Origin of the sequence: Pseudoruegeria sp. HB172150 (assembly GCF_013184805.1) — a bacterium.
Lineage (GTDB): Bacteria > Pseudomonadota > Alphaproteobacteria > Rhodobacterales > Rhodobacteraceae > Psychromarinibacter.
The window spans coordinates 1,782,964-1,803,547 of sequence record NZ_JAATNG010000001.1 but is presented as its reverse complement, the minus strand read 5'-3'; the positions used below and the strand labels follow the sequence as shown (position 1 = coordinate 1,803,547).

The 20,584-nt window shown below is 62.0% G+C and carries 19 protein-coding genes; 11 read left to right on the top strand and 8 right to left on the bottom strand.

Going from position 1 to position 20,584, the window contains the following annotated elements:
• Nucleotides 1-48 precede the first annotated feature (48 nt).
• Together HCO70_RS08625 and guaB are read right to left on the bottom strand one after the other, a co-directional pair.
• Nucleotides 49-1,236, bottom strand: coding sequence for an RsmB/NOP family class I SAM-dependent RNA methyltransferase (locus HCO70_RS08625; RefSeq protein ID WP_172294973.1), 1,188 nt, complete (start codon nucleotides 1,234-1,236; stop codon nucleotides 49-51).
• Nucleotides 1,237-1,275: 39 nt separating this feature from the next.
• Nucleotides 1,276-2,724, bottom strand: coding sequence for an IMP dehydrogenase (gene guaB, locus HCO70_RS08620; protein ID WP_172294971.1), 1,449 nt, complete (start codon nucleotides 2,722-2,724; stop codon nucleotides 1,276-1,278).
• A 134-nt stretch (nucleotides 2,725-2,858) separates the two neighbouring features.
• On the opposite strand from guaB, the gene HCO70_RS08615 reads away from it, so the two are divergent.
• Complete coding sequence (locus HCO70_RS08615; RefSeq protein ID WP_172294970.1) at nucleotides 2,859-4,013, top strand: CaiB/BaiF CoA-transferase family protein; 1,155 nt, start codon at nucleotides 2,859-2,861, stop codon at nucleotides 4,011-4,013.
• Nucleotides 4,014-4,135: 122 nt separating this feature from the next.
• Here HCO70_RS08615 and HCO70_RS08610 read toward each other — a convergent pair whose 3' ends face one another.
• A complete protein-coding gene (locus tag HCO70_RS08610; RefSeq protein ID WP_172294968.1) occupies nucleotides 4,136-5,098 on the bottom strand; it encodes a tellurium resistance protein in 963 nt (320 codons plus the stop codon).
• 116 nt (nucleotides 5,099-5,214) lie between these two features.
• On the opposite strand from HCO70_RS08610, the gene speB reads away from it, so the two are divergent.
• Nucleotides 5,215-6,177 carry an agmatinase gene (gene speB / locus HCO70_RS08605; RefSeq protein WP_172294966.1) on the top strand — a complete coding sequence of 321 codons (963 nt, stop codon included), beginning with the start codon at nucleotides 5,215-5,217 and terminating at the stop codon, nucleotides 6,175-6,177.
• Nucleotides 6,178-6,278: 101 nt separating this feature from the next.
• Nucleotides 6,279-7,151, top strand: coding sequence for a hypothetical protein (locus HCO70_RS08600; RefSeq protein ID WP_172294964.1), 873 nt, complete (start codon nucleotides 6,279-6,281; stop codon nucleotides 7,149-7,151).
• A 22-nt stretch (nucleotides 7,152-7,173) separates the two neighbouring features.
• On the opposite strand, the gene lipA is transcribed toward HCO70_RS08600, so the two are convergent.
• The gene (gene lipA / locus HCO70_RS08595; RefSeq protein WP_172294962.1) at nucleotides 7,174-8,124 is read right to left on the bottom strand and encodes a lipoyl synthase; all 951 of its coding nucleotides are present in this window, start codon (nucleotides 8,122-8,124) and stop codon (nucleotides 7,174-7,176) included.
• Nucleotides 8,125-8,324: 200 nt separating this feature from the next.
• Between lipA and HCO70_RS08590 the strand changes: the two genes are divergently transcribed.
• Nucleotides 8,325-8,873 (top strand): peroxiredoxin, encoded by a 549-nt coding sequence (locus HCO70_RS08590; protein WP_172294960.1) that lies wholly within the window; start codon nucleotides 8,325-8,327, stop codon nucleotides 8,871-8,873.
• Between the two features lie 56 nt (nucleotides 8,874-8,929).
• Here the strand turns inward: HCO70_RS08590 and HCO70_RS08585 are convergent, their stop codons facing one another.
• Nucleotides 8,930-9,409 (bottom strand): carboxymuconolactone decarboxylase family protein, encoded by a 480-nt coding sequence (locus HCO70_RS08585; RefSeq protein WP_172294958.1) that lies wholly within the window; start codon nucleotides 9,407-9,409, stop codon nucleotides 8,930-8,932.
• A gap of 328 nt (nucleotides 9,410-9,737) precedes the next feature.
• On the opposite strand from HCO70_RS08585, the gene katA reads away from it, so the two are divergent.
• Nucleotides 9,738-11,246 (top strand): catalase KatA, encoded by a 1,509-nt coding sequence (gene katA, locus HCO70_RS08580; protein WP_172294956.1) that lies wholly within the window; start codon nucleotides 9,738-9,740, stop codon nucleotides 11,244-11,246.
• A 49-nt stretch (nucleotides 11,247-11,295) separates the two neighbouring features.
• Here the strand turns inward: katA and HCO70_RS08575 are convergent, their stop codons facing one another.
• Nucleotides 11,296-11,475 (bottom strand): hypothetical protein, encoded by a 180-nt coding sequence (locus tag HCO70_RS08575; protein WP_172294954.1) that lies wholly within the window; start codon nucleotides 11,473-11,475, stop codon nucleotides 11,296-11,298.
• A 132-nt stretch (nucleotides 11,476-11,607) separates the two neighbouring features.
• On the opposite strand from HCO70_RS08575, the gene HCO70_RS08570 reads away from it, so the two are divergent.
• Entirely contained in the window at nucleotides 11,608-12,327 is a 720-nt protein-coding gene (locus tag HCO70_RS08570; RefSeq protein ID WP_172294952.1) for a VIT1/CCC1 transporter family protein, read from the top strand.
• A 4-nt stretch (nucleotides 12,328-12,331) separates the two neighbouring features.
• Here the strand turns inward: HCO70_RS08570 and HCO70_RS08565 are convergent, their stop codons facing one another.
• Nucleotides 12,332-13,447: a DUF6456 domain-containing protein gene (locus HCO70_RS08565; protein WP_172294950.1), complete on the bottom strand. Its 1,116-nt coding sequence runs from the start codon at nucleotides 13,445-13,447 to the stop codon at nucleotides 12,332-12,334.
• A 260-nt stretch (nucleotides 13,448-13,707) separates the two neighbouring features.
• On the opposite strand from HCO70_RS08565, the gene HCO70_RS08560 reads away from it, so the two are divergent.
• Nucleotides 13,708-14,046, top strand: coding sequence for a DUF6477 family protein (locus HCO70_RS08560; RefSeq protein ID WP_216665304.1), 339 nt, complete (start codon nucleotides 13,708-13,710; stop codon nucleotides 14,044-14,046).
• On the opposite strand, the gene HCO70_RS08555 is transcribed toward HCO70_RS08560, so the two are convergent.
• On the bottom strand, nucleotides 14,039-15,574 hold the full coding sequence (locus HCO70_RS08555; RefSeq protein WP_172294948.1) for a trimethylamine methyltransferase family protein: 1,536 nt from the start codon (nucleotides 15,572-15,574) through the stop codon (nucleotides 14,039-14,041). The genes HCO70_RS08560 and HCO70_RS08555 overlap by 8 nt on opposite strands.
• Before the next feature lie 164 nt (nucleotides 15,575-15,738).
• On the opposite strand from HCO70_RS08555, the gene guaA reads away from it, so the two are divergent.
• The 4 genes from guaA (at nucleotide 15,739) to HCO70_RS08535 (ending at nucleotide 20,473) form a co-directional block, all read left to right on the top strand.
• The gene (gene guaA / locus HCO70_RS08550) at nucleotides 15,739-17,301 is read left to right on the top strand and encodes a glutamine-hydrolyzing GMP synthase (protein ID WP_172294946.1); all 1,563 of its coding nucleotides are present in this window, start codon (nucleotides 15,739-15,741) and stop codon (nucleotides 17,299-17,301) included.
• Nucleotides 17,302-17,606: 305 nt separating this feature from the next.
• Entirely contained in the window at nucleotides 17,607-18,233 is a 627-nt protein-coding gene (locus tag HCO70_RS08545) for an SH3 domain-containing protein (protein WP_172294944.1), read from the top strand.
• A 94-nt stretch (nucleotides 18,234-18,327) separates the two neighbouring features.
• Nucleotides 18,328-19,206 (top strand): DMT family transporter, encoded by an 879-nt coding sequence (locus HCO70_RS08540; protein WP_172296221.1) that lies wholly within the window; start codon nucleotides 18,328-18,330, stop codon nucleotides 19,204-19,206.
• Between the two features lie 121 nt (nucleotides 19,207-19,327).
• Nucleotides 19,328-20,473, top strand: coding sequence for an OmpP1/FadL family transporter (locus HCO70_RS08535; RefSeq protein ID WP_172294942.1), 1,146 nt, complete (start codon nucleotides 19,328-19,330; stop codon nucleotides 20,471-20,473).
• The last annotated feature ends 111 nt before the right edge of the window (nucleotides 20,474-20,584 follow it).

Here is a 20,584-nt window from a genome sequence, read left to right as displayed (position 1 = left end):
GTTTCTCGCCGTTTATGGTGTAAGAAACGTTAACACACTCTTAACATTTCAGACGGCTGCCGCCGGGTTCCGGAAAACCTCAAGAATGGCGCAGTAAAAGCCGTCGCCTTCACTAAGAGGTGTAAAGCTTTGTTCAGAAACGAGTATCACTTCTGGATGCGCCCGCTGCAACGCCGCGACCTGCCTGCCGTTCTCTGATTCCAGCAGCGAGCAGGTCGTATAGGCTAACCGCCCATTCGGCGCGACCAGCGGCAACGCCTGTTCAAGGATATCCGCCTGCAGGGCGACCAGTGCCGCCAGGTCGTCGGCCGTCAGTCGCCACTTCGCCTCCGGTGTTCGCCGCCACGTGCCGCTGCCGGAACAGGGCGCATCGCACAGCACCAGATCGAACGGCCCCATTTCCGCCAGTTCCACCGTCTCGGCCAGCCCAATCCGCGCACCGGCGCGCTCTGCTCGCACCGGCAAATCGCGCATTCGCCGCGGTTCGGCGTCATGAGCGACTACCTCCGCTCCCAGCGCCGCCATAGCCAGAGCCTTGCCGCCACCGCCCGCACAGAAATCAAGCACCCGCTTGCCCGGCACCACCCCTAGCGCGGCACAGGCGGCCTGGCTTGACAGGTCCTGCAATTCCACCTGCCCCTCGCGGTAGGCCCTGCTCGCCTTCACCCGGCGCGGGTTCTTCGTCACCTCCAGCGCCCATGGTGACAGATCGTGCGCCACCGTCTCGATCCCGTCCCTGGCCAGCGATGCCTGCGCCTCCTCGCGGTTCGTGAGGGCCGCATTGACCCGCAGGAAAACCGGCGCCCGCCGCCGCATGGTCGCCAGCACCGGTTCCGCTTTGTCACCCAAACTTTCACGCGTCAGCGCCAGCAACCACTCAGGCGTGTCCAGCAGCACGGCCTCCGGCGCGGCGTCGAGCACCCGCTCTTCCGTCTCTGCATTTGTCAGTGGTGCTGGCGCATAGCCTTCCCCACTGAACAGCGTTCCCGCATCCATGCCGGCGGCCCGCGCTGCCCCGATCATCAGGCCGCGCCCGGTCTCCGATCCGCCGAGCCAGGCAAAAGACAACCGACAGCGCAGCGCGTCATAGACATGATCGCGGATCGCCGCCCGGTCGCCTGACCCGGCGTAGCGGTTATTTCGTGCCCAGTTTGTCAGGACCCGCTCCGCCGGCGCACCGGCGAGCACCTCGTCCAGCACAGCAATCGCCGCCGCAATCCGTGCGCCCGGGGTCATTGGCTAAACCTGAAGATCGGCGCGTAACCCACCGCAATACTAGGCCATCCGGTAGTTTGGCGATTCCCGGGTGATCTGCACGTCATGCACATGGCTTTCTTTCAGCCCGGCGCCGGTGATACGCACGAATTCGCAATTCTTCCGCATCTCTTCGACCGTGGCACAGCCGGTATAGCCCATCGCTGCGCGCAGCCCACCCACCAGCTGGTGAATGACGGCGCCGGCAGACCCCTTGTAGGGCACCTGCCCCTCGATCCCTTCGGGGACCAGCTTGTCACTGGCTGCATCTTTTTGGAAATACCGGTCCGCAGATCCGCGCGCCATTGCGCCCAGAGACCCCATGCCGCGATAGGATTTGAACGAGCGCCCCTGATACAGAATCACCTCACCCGGGCTTTCGTCAGTCCCCGCGATCATCGAACCAACCATCGCGCAGGACGCACCCGCGGCGATCGCCTTGGCGAAATCGCCAGAGAACTTGATGCCGCCATCCGCGATCACCGGCACGTCGCCCGCCGCCTCGGCGCATTCCATGACTGCAGTCAGCTGTGGAACCCCGACACCCGCGACCATCCGCGTGGTGCAGATGGAACCCGGTCCGATTCCCACTTTCACAGCATCTGCGCCCGCATCGATAAGCGCCTTGGTCGCCGCCGCGGTCGCGACATTCCCCGCGATCACCTGTACTTCGTTTGACAGGCGCTTGGCACGCTGCACCGCTTCGATTACGCCACGTGAATGGCCATGTGCGGTGTCCACAACAACTATATCCACGCCCGCATCGATCAGCGCCTCGGTCCGCTCAAAGCCGGCATCGCCGACAGAGGTCGCGGCCGCCACACGTAGCCGCCCGAGGTCATCCTTACAGGCGGTCGGGTTCAGCACCGACATCTCAGTATCCTTGAGCGTCAGCAGCCCGGTCAGCTTGCCGTCCCTGTTTGTCACCAGTAGCTTCTCGATGCGCCGTGCCTTCATCAGGCTGATTGCCTCGTCCCGGTCTGCCGGTTCCTGCAGGATCGCCAGGTCCTTCGAAGTCATCATCACCCGAACTGGCGTGTCGTCCGAGGTCGCGAAACGCATGTCCCGGTTCGTCACGATCCCAACAACGCGACCGCCCTCGTCCACCACCGGGAAACCGGTGAAGTTGTAACGCTCGATCAGCGCCTTCGCATCCGCCAGCGTCTGGTCGGCCCGTAGCGTCACCGGGTTGTAGACGATGCCGCTTTCGAACCGCTTCACACGTCGCACCTCGCGTGCCTGCGCCTGCACGTCCAGGTTCTTGTGGATCACCCCGATACCACCCGCCTGCGCCATGGTGATCGCCATTCGCGATTCCGTGACGGTGTCCATCGCCGAACTGAGCAATGGAATATTCAGCGCGATGGCCTTGGTGACATGGGTGCGCGTATCCGCCGTCGAAGGCAGAACGCTCGAAGCTGCAGGTACAAGCAGCACATCATCGAAGGTAAGTGCCTCACGAATCACCATCGGGCTCTCCAAAGGGTGGGGTCGGTTGGCGCCCCCCTATTGCATGGCTTGGCAGCGGGGGGAAGAGGGGTTCATCATCGAATCGCAAGATATGCCGTCCAAACAGCACCGAACCACGATAGAGGAGCCCCTGAATGACCGAAGCCCCGCTCGCCGGATGCGTCGTCCTCGACCTGACCCATGTCCTCGCCGGACCCTATTGCACGATGACGCTGTCGGACCTCGGAGCCCATGTCATCAAGGTGGAACGCCCCGGCCAAGGCGACGACACACGGGAATTCCCGCCCTTCGTCGACGGTTTCAGCGCGTACTTCGCGGCGATCAATCACGGCAAGGAATCGATCGCCCTCAACCTGCGTGCAGAGGAGGACCGCAAAATCTTCGACCGGCTGGTGGCAAAGGCGGACATCCTCGTCGAGAATTACCGCCCCGGCGTGATGGAACGCCTCGGCTACGGCTGGAATGACCTCCACGCCAAATACCCGCGCCTGATCTATGGAGCCGTCTCCGGATTCGGCCATACCGGGCCAGAGGCGCAGCGCCCCGCCTACGACATGGTCGTGCAGGCCCGCGGCGGCGTGATGTCCATCACCGGCGAGAAGGACCGCGAGCCGGTCCGCGTTGGCGCCTCCATCGGCGATATTGTTGCCGGCATGTTCCTGGCTCAGGGCCTCCTCGCCGCGATCATTTCCCGCGACAAGACCGGCAAGGGGCAAAAAGTCGATGTCGCAATGCTGGATTCACAGATCGCGATCCTTGAACACGCCGTCGCCCTAACCTCCGCTACCGGAACAGTCCCCGGCCCCTCGGGCGCACGCCATCCGACGATCACACCTTTCGAAACCTACCATGCCCAGGACGGTCTGTTCGTCATCGCTGCCGGAAACGATGTGCTTTTCGCAAGACTTTGCAAAGCATTGGGGCTCGATCTTCAGGGCGATCCGCGATTTGCCAGCAACGGTGCGCGTTGCGAGAACGTGAAGGTGTTGAAGCGGCTGATTGAGACGGTGACACTGGAAAAACCCAAGGCGCACTGGATTGAACTCCTTGAAGGCGCTGGCATTCCCACTGGTGCGATTCAGAACGTTGCCGAGGCACTGCAGGACCCGCAACTTCTCGCCCGCTCGATGGTGGTGAAAGTTCCCGGTCCCACGGGTCACGTCTTCACCGCCGCCGGCAACCCGATCAAGATGTCGGGCCTGCCCGACAGCACCGAACGCGACCCGGTTCCGGCGCTGGATGGCAGCCGAAAGAAGATCCTCGACTGGTTGGAAGCGCAGGGAGGTTAGGCCGTGCCTGGTGTCGTGAATTCAAATCGTCTCGTGCGGTTCGGCCGGCTGGAGGCTTTGCCCTCTAGGTCCCTCAATAAACTTTCAGCCGGAACAAGAAGGCGGCTTCGTTTCGTGCCCAGTTACGCAATCGCTGCATTGGACTTCACTGTCAGAACGCCCTTGATCCAGAGCTGTAGAATCTTTGCTGCGATCCACGGGATCAGCAGTGTCGCACCAAATAGGGTGATGCCGCCGGCCACCCGAAACAATGCCCCCTGCCCGGCCAGCGCCAGCATCAGCCCCGCGAAGGCGGCGAGCGGAAAGGTGAAGGCGCCCCAGAACGGGCTGAATCCCGCCGCCGCAAGATACCTTACACCAACCAACAGCGCCGTCAGTACAAGCCCGGCTATGCCAGCGAAAACCAGAGCGAGTGACGTCATCCCCAGCAACGCCGCCGCGGTCCCGAACAGCGCCACAGGCGCAAGGTGGATCGCCAGCAGCGGCCGCAAAGGTGGGGGCGGCGCACGGCGGATCAGTTGCACTGCGCTCGCTGCATAAATCGCGGCCGCCGCCAACATCGTGCACCACAGCACCCATTCCGCCAGCGCCGTCATACCCAGCGGCACCGCTGCCAACGGTGAGACGATGAAACCAACGAACGCCAGGTGCCACGCGGGTGTGACGACTCGGCCCTCAGTCGGGCTATTCGACAGGACATAAAGCACCAGCAGAGCAATCACCCCATGCAGGGCCAGCCCCGCAAGCAGCAACCCTTTCGCAAAGCCGGGCGCCAGCGGCATCAGTCCACCCGCAAGCAGCATCACCGACATCGACAACGCGGGCATCCCCGTTCGTCCCGGCAGCACTTTCAGATCCTCGATCAGCACAGCGGGCCGCGTGATAAACTTCGCCGCGTAAGCAACCAACACAACGATAAAACCCATAGTCACCGCACCCAACAACAGGTCCGCGATCCCGGCCGGAAGGCCGAAGACACTCACAGCCCGCCGCCATGCCAGCGACAAACCGAACAGCCCCATTATCGGCGGATAAACCGCCGGCGGCATGCCGCGCCACAGATTTACCCGTCCCGGTATCGCCATTTCGTATTCCAATTCCAGAATGCTTCACGTCTACCGCGCCGCCCGCGCCCTGCCAAGCGCCCATTCGCCGCACACCGCCCCTTGCGAAAGGCGGCATTCCCGGCAAGCCTCGCCGCATGAGCACCCATGGATACCTAACCGGCCGCCTGAACCTGCCCTTCACCGGCATCGCCACCTTCGGCAAGCGTCCTTACGTCGAGGACTGGAGCCGGATCGATGCCCATGCCGCCATTCTCGGCGCGCCCTTCGACGGCGGCACCCAGTATCGGCCCGGCGCCCGCTTCGGCCCGAGGGCCGTGCGCGAGGCGTCCACCCTGTTCTCCTTCGGCCATGCTGGCGCTTATGACCACGAGGACGACGCCACCTATCTCGGCTCCGATGTGAAGATCGTCGATATCGGCGATGCCGACATCGTCCACACCGACACGATCCAGAGCCACGCCAACATCCGCAAGGGGGTCGAGGCGATCCTTGCCGCCGGCGCCCTGCCGGTCACCATCGGCGGCGACCATTCCATCAACATTCCCTGCATCGACGCCTTCGAAAACACCGGCGATTTCCATATATTGCAGATCGATGCTCATCTGGATTTCGTCGATGAACGCCACGGCGTCCGCTTCGGCCACGGCAACCCGATGCGCCGCGCCGCCGAGAAGCGCAATGTCACCGGCCTGACCCAGATCGGCATCCGCAACGTCTCCTCCACCGCCCGCGAAGGCTACGAGGACGCGCGCGCCATGGGCTCCACCATCCTGTCTGTCCGCAAGGCCCGCAAGCTCGGCACCAAAGCCGCCCTCGCCTCGATCCCGACCGGCGCGAAGCTGTACGTCACCATCGACATCGACGCCTTCTGCCCCTCCATCGCCCCCGGCACCGGCACGCCCAGCCATGGCGGCTTTCTCTACTACGAGGTGCTCGAACTTCTCCAGCACGCCGCCAGAACCCACGAGATCGTCGGCATCGATCTGGTCGAGGTCGCGCCGGATTATGACCCGACGGGTGCCACCGCCATCCTCGCTGCACAGGTTTTGCTGAATTTCCTCGGCTTCATTTTCCACGCACGCGCCGCAGGAACCTAACACATCACATCTGCGCCAAGGCTCTTTGCGGACGCAGCAAGTTACGGTATTATCCCCTCATAACAACAAGCTGAACAACGGCTTTCAAAGGGTATGAGGCAGTGCGAGCAGCCTTCCTAATCACCGCGGCGTTTTTCAGCGCCGGAGCGGCACAGGCGCAATCCTCCCTGCCGATCGAAACGTCCGGCGGCGTCGCATTGGGCTTCGCCGACCGTCTGCCGGAATCGGGCCTGTTCCTATCCGGCGACTTGAACCTGCGGCTCTCTTTCAACCGTGTCCCGCTGGGGCTGGAGCTAGGAGTCTACGGCTATGCCGACGAGGCCGACAGCCCGCACGAGACATTCGGCGCCGTCACCTGGGACTTCGGCAACAGCCGCATCTCCGCCGGCGTACCGCATCCGGCCTATGACAGCTTTGCCGTTTCCGCGCTGGAACGCAGCTTTCCGACGATCGCTGCCGACCATGCCGAGCGCACACGGTCCGAGGCAACCTGGGGCCCGATGCATGACGGCTACCTGCCCTGGGGTGCTCGTTTCGATGGTCGCAGCGGCCAACTGAGCTATGCGGTATCGGTCCACAACGTTTCCAACCACGACACCGTGATCGGCAGTGTCGGTCTTGGCTACACCTCCGGCGACTGGGACGTGTCGGTAGCGCTCGAGTCCAACGATGACGGCGACAGCAGCGGCAAGCTGCAGGCGCAATGGCATGGGCCAAAGGTGGATGCCGGCCTCGGTCTTTTTGCCCCTGGCGCCGATGACGAGCCGACCTTTGTCGAGGGCTTCGCCGTTTACCGCGCCTTCGGCGCCGTCACTTTATCAGGCGTGGTGCAGCTTCCCTTGGACGGCTCCGATGTAACCGCCGGCCTTGCCGGACGCTACGATTTCAACGAGCGTGTCGGCCTGTCACTGGGCGTCGCATCGGATACCGAGGCGGACACCGTGGTCAACGGCTTCGTCGGGCTAAATTTCTGAACAAGCGTGACCGTCAGGCCGGTCAGGCGATTCCGAGTTTTGCGTTGCGCGCGTTCCGCAGCCGCGCGAAGTCGTCACCTGCATGATAGCTGGACCGTGTCAGCGGCGTCGCCGAGACCATCAGGAAGCCCTTGCCAAATGCGGATTTCTCGTAGCCCGCGAATTCCTCCGGTGTCACGAAGCGGTCTACCCTGTGGTGCTTCGGCGTCGGCTGCAGGTACTGGCCGATGGTCAGGAAATCGATATCCGCCGCGCGCATGTCATCCATCACCTGCAGTACGCCCTGCCGGTCCTCACCCAAGCCAACCATAATGCCGGACTTGGTGAACATCGCCGGATCCAGTTCCTTTACGCGCTGCAGCAACCGCAACGAATGGAAATACCGCGCACCCGGCCGTACTGACGGGTAGAGCCCCGGCACGGTCTCGAGGTTATGGTTGAAGACGTCCGGCCGCGCCTCGACCACCGTTTCCAGCGAGCCGGGCTTCGATTTCAGGAAGTCCGGCGTCAGGATCTCGATAGTCGTGTCGGGTGCGCGCTTGCGCACTGCGCGGATCGTCATCGCGAAATGTTCGGCCCCGCCGTCATCGACGTCGTCGCGATCTACCGAAGTGATCACCACGTGGTTCAGCCCCAGCTTGGCGACGGCATCGGCCACCCGCCCCGGTTCGAACACGTCCAGCGAGTCGGGCCGGCCGGTTGCGACGTTACAGAAGGTACAGCCGCGCGTGCAGATCTCACCCATGATCATCATCGTGGCGTGGCCCTGCGACCAGCACTCGCCCACGTTCGGACAGCCCGCTTCCTCGCAGACGGTCGTCAGGCGATGCTCGCGCATGATGTCGCGGGTCTGCTTGTATCCGGCGGAGCTGGGCGCCTTTACCCGGATCCAGTCAGGCTTCTTTGGCTGGGCGTTGTCGGGGCGGTGCGCCTTTTCCGGATGGCGCTGGCCCGGGATCTTCAGATCGCGCATGGTCTCTCCTCGCTCGCACCTATCTAGCGCATTTTTCAGGCAAAACGAATGAATAAAGTACACGCCGCCACCCTGCGCATGGCGGGTATGCAGAATGGTCAGGGAAGCGGCCCCATGCCCGTATTGCGCATGCAGCATGCGGCCCGGTATTTCATTGTGCATACGCAGAATTCTGACTTCCGAGCCGAGGAGCCGCGCCGATGAAAACGGGCCACAAACTTCCCCAGATCACCTTCCGCACCCGTGTCCGGGACGACAGCATCGAAGGGCCGAACCCCTACCGCTGGCAGGACGTGTCGACCGACGATTACTTCAAGGGCAAGCGCGTCATCCTGTTCTCGCTCCCGGGCGCCTTCACGCCCACCTGCTCCACCTACCAGCTTCCGGGGTTCGAGGAGAATTACGAGACCTTCCAGGAACTCGGCATCGACGAGATCTACTGCATGTCCGTCAATGACAGCTTCGTCATGAACAAATGGGCCCAGGCTCAGGGCATCCAGCACGTCAAGGTGATCCCGGACGGCTCCGGCGAATTCACCCGCCGCATGGGAATGCTGGTGAACAAGGACAATCTCGGCTTCGGCATGCGCTCCTGGCGCTACGCCGCCGTGGTCAATGACGGCGTGGTCGAGGCATGGTTTGAGGAACCGGGCCTTTGCGACAACCACCCCGAAGATCCGTACGGCGTGTCGAGCCCGGACAATCTGCTCGACTACCTGCGCACCGAGGCCGCCGGCGCCGCCGCCTGACCTCTTTGCACCGGACGATTTGACAAGGGCCCGCCAATCGCGGGCCCTTCCGCGTTTCAATCCAGCGTTATGTCTTCCAGCCCCGCCACCTTATCGCTTTCACCCGGTATCGCCTGGAATGCCACGCTGGCTCGGTTCCAGCCGTTGATCCCCATCACCACGAACGTCAGGTCGGCGACTTCCTTGTCGGTCAGCACCGCGCGCACCGCATCATAGACAGTATCCGGAACGCCATGCGTACCCAGATGCGTCAACGCCTCAGTCCATTCCAACGCAGCGCGTTCCTTTTCATCGAAAAGCGGCGACTCGCGCCAAACTGCCAGATGATGCATGCGGATCTCGCTTTCGCCCTTCTGGCGCCCGCGCCGCACATGCAGGTCGACGCAATGGGCGCAGCCGTTCATCTGCGACACCCGCACCGCCACCAGTTCACGCATCCGCGCCGGGATGACACTGTCCAGCAGCGCATTGGTGAAAGCATAATATTTTTTGAATAGTTCGGGCGACAGCGCGGCGTAGTCGAGACGATGCGGCATTCGGGGCTCCCTGATACGGACCGCCCGAGCCTATCCTTTAGCGGCAAATGGGCAATCCACCTACGGTGATCCTTTCCTGGCATCGAATATGAACTCCCGCCGCAGGTGCGTTCCGATGTCGTTTGCGTAAAGATTCAGCGCCAAGTGTCTGATCTGAAGCCAGATTGAACAGGCGGAACATCCATTATGCATCGGCCGTATCCATTTCGTCCATCAGAAAAAACTATGGCTTCGATAGCTAAATTTCATCTCTGATTATTCTAGACGCCGCTGGATCAACGCTACTTCAAAAGCAAGCAGCAATCTCAGGCACCATTCGGAGGCACCCATGACCGACAAAAAGATGACAACCACCGCCGGTGCGCCGGTTCCCGACAACCAGAACTCGATGACGACCGGCCCGCGCGGCCCGGTATTGATGCAGGACTACCAGCTTCTCGAAAAGCTGGCGCACCAGAACCGCGAACGCATCCCCGAGCGCACCGTCCACGCCAAGGGCTGGGGCGCTCACGGTACCCTGAAGATTACCGGCGATATTTCGAAGTATACCTGCGCCAAGGCGCTGCAGCCTGGCGCGGAAACCCCGATGATCGCGCGTTTCTCCACCGTGGCCGGGGAACAGGGCGCAGCCGACCACGAACGCGACGTCCGTGGCTTTGCGCTGAAATTCTACACCGAGGAAGGAAACTGGGACCTCGTGGGCAACAACACCCCTGTCTTTTTCGTGCGCGACCCCTATAAATTCCCGGATTTCATCCACACTCAGAAACGGCACCCCAAAACCAATCTGCGCTCACCCACCGCGATGTGGGATTTCTGGTCGCTGAGCCCGGAGTCACTGCACCAGGTCACCATCCTGATGTCCGACCGCGGCCTGCCGCAATCGCCGATGCACATGAACGGCTACGGCTCGCATACCTATTCCTTCTGGAACACGGAAGGAGAGCGTTACTGGGTGAAGTTCCACTTCAAGACCGAACAGGGTCACGACTTCTACACCAATGCAGAGGCCGAAAAGGTCGTAGGCAAGACCCGCGAGGGGTATCAGGAGCGGCTGTATAACACGATCGAAGACGGCAATTTCCCGCGCTGGAAGGTGCAGGTCCAGATCATGCCTGAAGAGGACGTCGAGAAAACGCCTTACAACCCCTTCGACCTCACAAAGGTCTGGCCGCATGCTGACTACCCACCAATCGACATTGGCGTGCTGGAGTTGAACCGGAACCCGGAAAACTACTTCCAGGAAATCGAATACGCCGCGTTCAGCCCGTCCAACATTGTCCCAGGCATCTCGTGGAGTCCGGACAAGATGCTGCAAGCGCGGATCTTCTCCTACGCTGATGCGCACCGTTACCGTCTGGGCGTGCATTACGAGCAGATGCCGGTCAACCAGCCGAAATGCCCGGTGCACCACTACCACAAGGACGGCCTGATGAACTATGCGGGCCTCCGCACTGGTGCCACCGACGCATATTACGAGCCGAACTCAGTGCCCGGCGCTGCGCGCGAGGTTCCGGAAGCTCAGGAACCGCCTCTAAAGGTCTCCGGCGACGCCGACCGCTACAACCACCGCATCGGCAATGACGACTTCAGTCAGCCCCGCGCGCTGTTCGAACTTTTTGACGACGCGCAGAAGCAGCGGCTGTTCTCGAACGTTGCTGCCGCGATGGGCGGCGTTCCGGCCGAGATCATCGAGCGCCAGTGCCGGCTCTTCGATCAGGTGCACCCGGATTACGGAAAAGGTGTCCGCGATGCGGTGCGCGCCGCCGACCCGGACAAATACGACCCGAACGCAGTACCGGTAACCGAAAAGACACCGCAGGAAGCGGCCGAGTGACCAACCACTCATGTAACAAGAAGGCGTCCGGACAACCGGGCGCCTTTCGTTAGGAGGGCGGATCGGTCAGCACGTTGATCAGTGTCGCCCCGACGATCCAGATCGCAAAGGCCGCCGCCAATGCATTTCGCGGCGAATACAAATCACCAACGATCCCTCCAAGCGCGGCTGTAACGCCAAGCCCTCCGACCAGCCCGTGCAGCGCCCGGCGCCGGTTTTTAAGGTTCATCTGTCTCTCCTCCGCTCCCCGCGGCCCATTTTTCGCCTGCAGTCTGCCTGCTCCGGCGCGCGTTTTCCTTGATATTCATCATGCGCTCGGGCTCCATTCGCTGCATTGACGCTGCGAAGCGGAGCCCGCCGAATGGCCAGCCACGAGTCTTCCAGCGCGCTGAACCGCGCGCAGATCTACCTCCGCCCGATGGTCTATGGCGGCAATGATGGCATCGTTACTACCTTCGCCATCGTCGCCGGCTTCGCTGGGGCGAGCGCCGAAGGCGCCGTGGAACTCGGGATTCTTGCGGTCCTGATCTTCGGCTTCGCAAACTTGTTCGCCGATGCTGTATCGATGGGTCTGGGCGAATTCCTGTCCGGCCGCTCGCAGCGCGGCCTTTACCGCACCCTCCGCCGCCAGGCTCTTGCCGAGATCGCCGACAATCCCGCCGCTACGGAACGGGATCTCGCCTCCCTGCTGCGCGGCCATGGCCTGCCGGCGCCGGTCGCGTCACAGGCGGCGGGCCTCCTTCGTCAAAGCCCCGAACTGGTGGTCGACCTGCAACTGCAGCACCGCCACGGCGTCGAGGCGCCGAGCGACGTTCACCCAGCCGCCACCGGTCTTTCGACCTTCATCAGTTTCGTGATGCTGGGCGTCGTTCCGCTCCTGCCGTTCCTGCTCTGGCCGGATCACGAGCGGCTCTTCGCCTTCTCCGTCGTTGGCACACTTTGCGCGCTGGCACTTCTCGGTCTGCTTCGTGGCTGCACCTCCGGCGAAGGGATCGTGCGCGCCGTCACCGAAACCGTCCTCGTCGGCAGCTTCTGCGCCTTCGTCGCCTACCTCGTCGGACTACTCGTCGCGGCGGCATGACGGATCATCCAATCAGGCTCGCCGCGCTCCCCAGTCCCTCATAATGGTGCTTCAGCCGTTGCAATGCGATTTTCAGGACGATCTTACCCGACCGGGCCGACCAGCCCATGCGCTTTTCGGCCTGCTCCATGCCCTCCAGGAAACAACAGCAGCGTAGCGCAACATCTCCCAGGCCAGGCCCCAGTTCCTTAAGCGCATTCGAAACCCGGTCGCGTGCCGCTTCCGATCCGTGGCCGAGTTCGGTGCCGGACCGGAAAGACGCATGATCCGTACCAGTCAAAAACCGATCCCAGTTCTGTGCCACCCGCGGCCCTAGCTGCGCCAGTTCAAAGTCCTCGCGCAGCCGCTCGCCAGCTCTGACCAGTTCGGTGCTCAGAAACGGGTGCCCTTCCTTGTCACGACGTCGCGAAAGCGCCACCAGAGGGCTCTCATTGGCGTTGTATAGCACCCGCCGCCCGCGGCGGCGGTCGCCCTCCGTGTCGCAAGCGCGGTGCTGTTCGCCGAAAATCGACGGCGCCTCGGAAAAGACGCCGCTCGTTCCAGCCTGTTCCGCTTCCAGCCGTTTCAGAGCCGACCGCCCCACCGGAGAGATCCTGTAACGTGCGATCCGCCCTTTGCGCTTGCCGGCGATCCAGTCCTTCAGCGCAAAGGCCTCGGCGATCTCCGCATCCAGCACCGCAGTCCGTACATTACGCCCGTCCGACATCTCACGCACCACCACGGCCTTTTCCATGCCCGGCGCCACAGCCAGTATTGCGTCCGGTTCTGCGAGCAGGCGCAGCACCCGACGTGCCTCGTCGTCGATCCTGTCGGCCTCGGGCAACTCACAGCTTTCGATACGGTAGTCCATCTTCATGTTCTGGCTGTCCTCGTGCTCGCGGGTGGGCGGATGGCGGACGACCGCCGCCAACCGGGTGATCGCCTTGTCGACGAGCGGGTCGTCGCGTCTGGTCTCGTTGCGGCGGACCTGGCGCATCACGGTCGAAGCGTGACAGCCGGCATTCCGGGCGAGTGCACGGATCGATTCTCCGCATTCCGTATGCACAACGTAATGGCGCACATGTGTCGGTACCCAGCTCGGAAACAGGGTCTCCGAGACGTTCGCGATGTCTGCCGTCATCGTTCCGATAGCCCCTCAGCGACTTGATACTGTCTTCGACCCGGCGCGGGCACCCATCCCGGCAAGCCGCATTTCCGGCCAAAGAGTTAACAACTAGCGGTGGAATTTGTTTCTATTTCGTTAAATTTATCCACAGCCTCGAAAATCTGCCCCCAATCCATGAACATATTCCTAATCGCCAGCCCGAAGGCGGCTTGAACGCAACATGCACAGGGGATGCGGCACTGTTTTCAGCAGGATGAAATTGCGAGAGACTCGGGATGTCGGAACTCATTGACCTTGTAAATGCCCTGCACCGCCCGAAACTGCTGTTACAGGCGGTGCGCCACGGACTGGCCGACTACAACCGGGAGAGGATGCTTCCGCGCCTTTTCCAGGACCGTGCCGCGCCCACGCCGCATCGCGCAGTGTCCGACCTGCTGCTTACCGAGGAACTGATGGATCTCGCGCGCAGGGATGGCGAAGCCAGCTACAGCCCGGCACGTCACATAGAGGTATTAGTGGCCCTGATTGCCGAGGCGCGTGAATTGGCTAGCGAAGCCGCCAGGCTGGAGCGCGAAGCCGCCTCTTCCGTCCCGGTCCATGCCGCGCTCAGGTAAAGCTGTCAGGCATTTCTGCTTTCTTTCGGGAAACGTAATCCGAGATACCCTCGGCAATCCCTGGGTCGAGATGCGGCTGCTGGTAATCGGCCAGCAGCTTCTCCACCCGGATAGCCGCCAGCGTATCGGTGTCGCGGGCGCCCTCTTCATACCAGGTCTCGTAGGGCTTGTAATCCAGCACCTCGGACCGCCAGAACGCGGATTTGAAATTGCGCTGGGTATGGGCGCAGCCAAGGTAGTGTCCACCCGGCCCCACCTCGCGGATCGCGTCCATCGCCTGCGCGTCCTCGTCCACGGCAACACCCTGCGCCATCTTGTGCAGTGCGCCCAATTGGTCGGCATCCATCACGAATTTGCGGTAGTCGGAAACCAGACCGCCTTCCAGCCAGCCGCAGGCATGCAGCATGAAGTTCACGCCGCTCTGCAGACCCACGTTCAGCGTGTTCGCCGTCTCGTAGGCCGCCTGCCCATCTGGCAGTTTCGACCCGTTGAACGAGCCTGCTGACCGGTAAGGCAGGTTCAGCCGCCGCGCCAGTTGTCCGGCACCATAGGTGATCTGCGCCGCTTCCGGCGTCCCGAAGGTCGGCGCGCCCGAGTTCATGTCGATCGAGGTCACGAAGGCCCCAAAAATCACCGGCGCGCCCGGCCGCACCAGCTGCGAATAGGCCACACCCGCCATGACCTCGGCCAGCACCTGTGTCAGCGTGCCTGCTACCGAAACTGGCGCCATCGCGCCACCCACAATGAATGGCGATACAATCGCCGCCTGATTATTCGCGGCATAGACCTCCAGCGCGCCCATCATCACCGAATCGAAGGTCAGCGGCGAGTTGATGTTGATGAGCGAAGTCATCACCGTGTTGTCCTGCACGAACTCCTTGCCGAACAGGATCTCGCACATCTCCACCGAATCCTGCGCCCGGCTGGGTTCCGTCACAGACCCCATGAACGGTTTGTCCGACAGCGTCATATGCGCCATCAGCATGTCGAGGTGCCGCTTGTTCACTGCGATGTCGGTCGGCTCGCAGACCGTACCGCCGGAATGGTGCAACCATTTCGACATGTAGCCGAGCTTTACGAAATTCCGGAAATCCTCGATCGTCGCATAGCGGCGCACGCCGTCCAGGTCGCGAACGAAAGGCGGCCCATATACTGGCGCCAGAACTAGGTTCCGCCCTCCGATCTCCACCGACCGCTCCGGGTTTCGCGCAACTTGCCGGAACTGCGAGGGCGCAGTGGAGCACAACTGCCGCGCCAGCCCGCGCGGAATGTGCACTCGCTCGCCCTGCACGTCCGCACCCGCCTGCCGCCAGCGTTCCAGCGCCGCCGGGTTCTCGACGAAGTTGACGCCGATCTCCTCCAGCACGGTCTCCGCGTTGGTCTCGATGATCTCGATGGCCTCCGCCGTCAGGATCTCGAAATTCGGGATGTTGCGCTCGATGAACCGCGCCGTCTCGATGCGAACCGCGCTGCGCTCCGCCCGCCGCGCAGCTCCGCCGCCGCCCCGAGTTCTGCGCCGTTCACCCATGGTCGTCTCCACTTGTTTCGTCCCCCGAACAAGGCTTTTGCGCTCTTTACCTTGCCGTGCACTTTGGCCGAGGGCGAATTGCGTCGGAATTGACGCGAAAGCGACACCTGTTGCCCCGCTCCGCCGCTCTTGCGCCTTCCGAAGACCTTCCTTAATGGCATGTCATGACAGCCAGCCACGAACGCCTCCTTATCATCGACTTCGGTTCTCAGGTGACGCAGCTGATCGCGCGGCGCCTCCGCGAAGCCCGGGTCTACTGCGAAATCCACCCCTATCAGGCCGTCGGCGATGCCTTCCTCAAGGACTTCGACCCAAAGGCCATAATCCTCTCCGGTGGTCCCTGCTCGGTCACCGACGAGGATGCGCCGATGCCGCCGCAGATGGTCTACGACATGGGCGTTCCCGTCCTTGGCATCTGCTACGGCCAGCAGGCGATGATGCAGCAACTGGGCGGCAGGGTGGAATCGGGCCACCACCGCGAATTCGGACGCGCCTATGTCGAACCCTCCGGCGCGCACACATCCGACCGCATCTTCCGCGGCCTGTTCACGGCTGGCAAGGAACAGGTCTGGATGAGCCACGGCGACCGTGTGACCGAACTCGCCCCCGGCTTCGAGGTCATCGGCACCTCACCCAATGCCCCCTACGCCATCGTCTCTGACGACGAACGCCGCTTCTTTGCGACCCAGTTCCACCCCGAGGTGCACCATACCCCGAACGGCCGCCTGATCCTGCAGAACTTCACCCGCCTTGCCGGCTTCTCTGGCGACTGGACCATGGGAGCGTACAAGGCCGAAGCGATCCAGAAGATCCGCGACCAGGTGGGTGACGCCAAAGTGATCTGCGGACTTTCCGGCGGGGTCGACTCGTCGGTCGCGGCTGTGCTGATCCACGAAGCCATTGGCGACCAGCTCACCTGTGTCTTCGTCGACCATGGCCTGCTGCGGCAGGGCGAAGCCGACGAAGTGGTTTCAATGTTCCGCGACAATTACAACATCCCACTGATACACGCCGATGAGGCAGAGCTGTTCCTCGGTCAACTGGACGGCGTAAGCGACCCTGAAACCAAAAGAAAAACCATTGGCCGCCTGTTCATCGACGTGTTCCAGAAATACGCCGACCAGATCGAAGGCGCCGCGTTTCTGGCGCAGGGTACGCTCTACCCGGACGTGATCGAATCCGTCTCCTTCTCCGGCGGCCCCTCGGTCACCATCAAGTCGCACCACAACGTCGGCGGTCTGCCCGAGAAGATGGGCTTGAAGCTCGTCGAACCGCTCCGCGAGCTGTTCAAGGACGAGGTCCGCGCCCTCGGCCGCGAACTCTGCCTCCCCGACAGTTTCATCGGCCGCCACCCCTTCCCGGGACCCGGCCTCGCCATTCGCTGCCCCGGCGAGATCACCCGCGACAAGCTGGAGATCCTGCGCAAGGCCGACGCGGTCTATATCGATCAGATCCGCAAGCACGGCCTTTACGACGAGATCTGGCAGGCCTTCGTCGCCATTCTCCCCGTCCGAACCGTCGGCGTGATGGGCGACGGCCGCACTTACGACTACGCCTGCGCCATGCGCGCGGTCACCTCGGTCGACGGCATGACCGCCGACAGTTATCCGTTCAGCCACGAATTCCTGACCGAAACCGCCACGCGGATCATCAACGAAGTCAACGGCATCAACCGCGTCACCTACGACGTCACCTCAAAACCGCCGGGAACGATTGAGTGGGAGTAAGGGCTTAGCCGATCCCATCCGCCCCAGGCATCTCAACTGCGACGGTATGGATCGACGTCTCTCCAAAACGGGCAAATACAGCGCCGCGATCTGCATGGTCGCCCCCAACAAGCCCGCTTGAGTCGAAACGTCCTTAAGGCAGCCCACAACTCAGGCACGTTCGAGCCAATACCTGGCGATTGCACATCAGGTTTGTCGCGTAAGGAATTGATAATAAACTACGGTGCTCAATGCGCTTTTTCGTTAACGCCGCAGACCGACCCTCGAATATACTCCCGGAAAATCATTCACCCCGGAGCCATTTCATGAAACGCATCGCCCTTACCCTTGCCGCCGCCCTCCTCGCTCTCCCCGCCACTGCACAGCCCGGCTATTTCCGAGTTACCGGCGTAGCCTCCGACGACACTCTCAACGTCCGCGCCGAACCGTCTGCCGACAGCGCCGACATCGGCGATCTTGGCCCGACCGCGACAGGTATCGAAGTCACCGGCACCAACGAATCCGGCGATTGGGGCCGCATCATCTGGCAGGACGGCAACGGCTGGATCTCGATGAATTTCCTCGAGCCCGAGACCCTACCCGCCATCCCCAGCACCGAGCTTCCCGCCGGCCTGCTCTGCGGCGGGACCGAGCCGTTCTGGAATATCCGGTATTCGGAGACCAGCGCGCTCTATTCCGATATCATGGGTGCCAGCGTCACCATGCCCATCGCCGGTGTGATGGTGGCTGAGGGCCGCCCCGCCTTCCCGGTCGCCATCACCAGTGGCGCATCTGGCTATGGCGCGCTCGCCGTCATCAAACCGCAGATCTGCAGCGACGACATGAGCGACCGCGACTATCCCTACTCGCTCACTGTAATACTCGAATCCGAAGGCAAGCGCCGCTTCCTCGACGGCTGTTGCAGCCTGCCTCTCGAAGCCGGGTCGAACTGACCTTTCCAACCTGCGCGCAATCTCCTAAAGGCGGTATCCGCACCCGACGAATGGGAGGATGTCCCGTGCCCCGTCCCAGCCGCGCCCGTTCCCGATGAACGCGCAGAACACCCTGCGTGCCGCCGCCTGGATGATCGGCGCCATCGTCTCCTTTACCTCCATGGCCATCGCGGGCCGTGCGCTGGCGGGCCAACACGACACCTTCGAGATCATGACTTACCGATCGCTCGTGGGTATTGCGATCGTGCTTGCCGTCGGCTGGCGCGCCGGCACCCTGCAACAGATCACCCGCCGCAGCCTCCACATCCACTTCATCCGAAATATCAGTCACTTCATCGGTCAGAATCTGTGGTTTTTTGCCATAGCCTCGGCGCCGCTGGCACAGGTCTTTGCCCTGGAATTCACTTCGCCGCTCTGGGTCACCGTGCTGGCACCGCTGGTACTGAAAGAACGCCTGACGTCCACCCGTGCTCTCGCCGCGGCGCTGGGTTTTGTCGGCATACTCTTCGTCGCACGTCCGTTCGGCGGCCTCTCTCTCGGTCCCGGCCTGATCGCCGCGGCGCTCGCCGCCATAGGCTTTGCCGGTTCGGCGATATTCACCCGTCTCCTGACCCGAACCGAAACCATCACCTGTATCCTGTTCTACCTGACCCTGATGCAGGCTGCGTTCGGTTTGATCTGTGCTGCTCATGACGGCGCCGTCACCCTGCCGACCGCCGCGACACTGCCCTGGCTGATCCTGGTCGGCTGCGCCGGACTCGTCGCGCATTTCTGCCTGACCACTGCGCTGTCCTTGGCCCCCGCCTCGGTCGTGATGCCGATCGATTTCGCGCGGTTGCCGATCATCGCAATCGTCGGAATGGTCCTTTACGCTGAACCTCTGGACCCCGCGATACTTGCCGGCGCCGCAGTAATCTTTGCCGCCAACTGGATGAATATACGCAAGGAAACCCGCGCCTCTGCGTCATGGTGACGCGAAAGCTACACCGATCGAACAACTTAAGTATTACCTAAGGTCAATATTTGACCAATAATAAAATCTCCCGCTACCGTGTTTCACAGAACGAAACAAGAATGTTCAAGGGATGTGGGACATGAAAAAGATCGTAACCGCGACCACTCTTGCGGTGATCTCTTCGACCGCAGCGGAGGCAGGGGGTGTCGATCGCTCCGGGCAGATCATGAGTGCGCTGTTCGAAGAAGGCAATTATGTGGAATTTAGTTTCACGACCGTCAGTCCGGAAGTGTCCGGGACGCAGTTGAACAATCTCCCAGTTGGTTCTCCATTTACGTTTGCAGGCGCTGACTCCGGAGACCTCACCAGAGGCTATGGCTACGTTGGCTTGTTCGCAAAGTTTGCAGTCAGCGAAAAGTTCGACGCTGCGCTGCAATACGATCACCCGTACGGAGCCTCGATTGCTTATCCATCCTTCTTCGAAACAGGTTATTTCGCAGGAGGTTCTACTGCAACACTTCGTTCCAACACAGTGAATGCGATTGGGCGGTACAAGTTTAACGACAATTTCAGCGCATACGCTGGACTGCGGTATCAAAATTTCAGCGCTGAAGCGATGATCCCCTTCATTTCATCTACTTTTCCGCCAATTGGCTATTCTGGCTCGACTAACACGGACTACGGTACAGGTTATCTCTTAGGCGTCGCCTACGAAAAACCGGAGATCGCCCTGCGAGTAGCACTGACATACTATTCAAGCATTAGCCACGAACTTAGAACCACCGAATCGATTGACGGCAGCCCAGCTATTTCCTCGCTAATGGATGTTGACACGCCGCAGGCCGTGAACCTCGATTTCCAAACCGGCATCGCGGAGGACACACTGCTGTTCGGTAGCATTCGCTGGGCTGATTGGAGCGAGTTCGACATTTCACCTTTCCTGTATGGCGTTGCGACCAGTGGTCAGTCTCTCGTCTCCTACGACGACGACACCTTCACTTACACCCTGGGCGTTGGCCGCCAGCTAACCGAAAACTGGGCCGTAGCCCTGTCGGCGCTTTACGAGCCCAGCACCGGCGGCTTCCGCTCCAACCTGAACCCACCCGACGGCCGCACCGCGGTGGGCGTCGGCGTCACCTATACCGAGGGCAACATGAAGCTGCAGACCGGTGTCCAGTACAGCTGGCTCGGCGATGCAACAACCCAGGCCTTCGGCACTCCGGCGGGCGACTTCACCGACAACACCGCCGTCGCCTTCGGCATGAAACTCGGCTTCAGCTTCTGATCTCTCCCGAGTTCCACCACGGACAAAGCCCCGCCTGCCACCGCAGGCGGGGTTTTTAATTTCGCATGAAACGGGTCGTGTCGGCCGCCGCCCTGATCTAATCCGCATGGC

Bases quoted from the DNA above. Each gene is read 5' to 3' on its own strand.
- speB (WP_172294966.1), top strand. From the start codon at position 5,215: ATGAGCACCCATGGATACCTAACCGGCCGCCTGAACCTGCCCTTCACC.
- HCO70_RS08610 (WP_172294968.1), bottom strand. From the start codon at position 5,098: ATGGCGATACCGGGACGGGTAAATCTGTGGCGCGGCATGCCGCCGGCG.
- HCO70_RS08590 (WP_172294960.1), top strand. From the start codon at position 8,325: ATGAAAACGGGCCACAAACTTCCCCAGATCACCTTCCGCACCCGTGTC.
- katA (WP_172294956.1), top strand. From the start codon at position 9,738: ATGACCGACAAAAAGATGACAACCACCGCCGGTGCGCCGGTTCCCGAC.
- HCO70_RS08545 (WP_172294944.1), top strand. From the start codon at position 17,607: ATGAAACGCATCGCCCTTACCCTTGCCGCCGCCCTCCTCGCTCTCCCC.
- HCO70_RS08540 (WP_172296221.1), top strand. From the start codon at position 18,328: ATGAACGCGCAGAACACCCTGCGTGCCGCCGCCTGGATGATCGGCGCC.
- HCO70_RS08615 (WP_172294970.1), top strand. From the start codon at position 2,859: ATGACCGAAGCCCCGCTCGCCGGATGCGTCGTCCTCGACCTGACCCAT.
- HCO70_RS08565 (WP_172294950.1), bottom strand. From the start codon at position 13,447: ATGACGGCAGACATCGCGAACGTCTCGGAGACCCTGTTTCCGAGCTGG.
- HCO70_RS08555 (WP_172294948.1), bottom strand. From the start codon at position 15,574: ATGGGTGAACGGCGCAGAACTCGGGGCGGCGGCGGAGCTGCGCGGCGG.
- HCO70_RS08625 (WP_172294973.1), bottom strand. From the start codon at position 1,236: ATGACCCCGGGCGCACGGATTGCGGCGGCGATTGCTGTGCTGGACGAG.
- HCO70_RS08570 (WP_172294952.1), top strand. From the start codon at position 11,608: ATGGCCAGCCACGAGTCTTCCAGCGCGCTGAACCGCGCGCAGATCTAC.
- HCO70_RS08560 (WP_216665304.1), top strand. From the start codon at position 13,708: ATGTCGGAACTCATTGACCTTGTAAATGCCCTGCACCGCCCGAAACTG.
- lipA (WP_172294962.1), bottom strand. From the start codon at position 8,124: ATGCGCGATCTGAAGATCCCGGGCCAGCGCCATCCGGAAAAGGCGCAC.
- HCO70_RS08535 (WP_172294942.1), top strand. From the start codon at position 19,328: ATGAAAAAGATCGTAACCGCGACCACTCTTGCGGTGATCTCTTCGACC.
- HCO70_RS08575 (WP_172294954.1), bottom strand. From the start codon at position 11,475: ATGAACCTTAAAAACCGGCGCCGGGCGCTGCACGGGCTGGTCGGAGGG.
- guaB (WP_172294971.1), bottom strand. From the start codon at position 2,724: ATGGTGATTCGTGAGGCACTTACCTTCGATGATGTGCTGCTTGTACCT.
- HCO70_RS08585 (WP_172294958.1), bottom strand. From the start codon at position 9,409: ATGCCGCATCGTCTCGACTACGCCGCGCTGTCGCCCGAACTATTCAAA.
- guaA (WP_172294946.1), top strand. From the start codon at position 15,739: ATGACAGCCAGCCACGAACGCCTCCTTATCATCGACTTCGGTTCTCAG.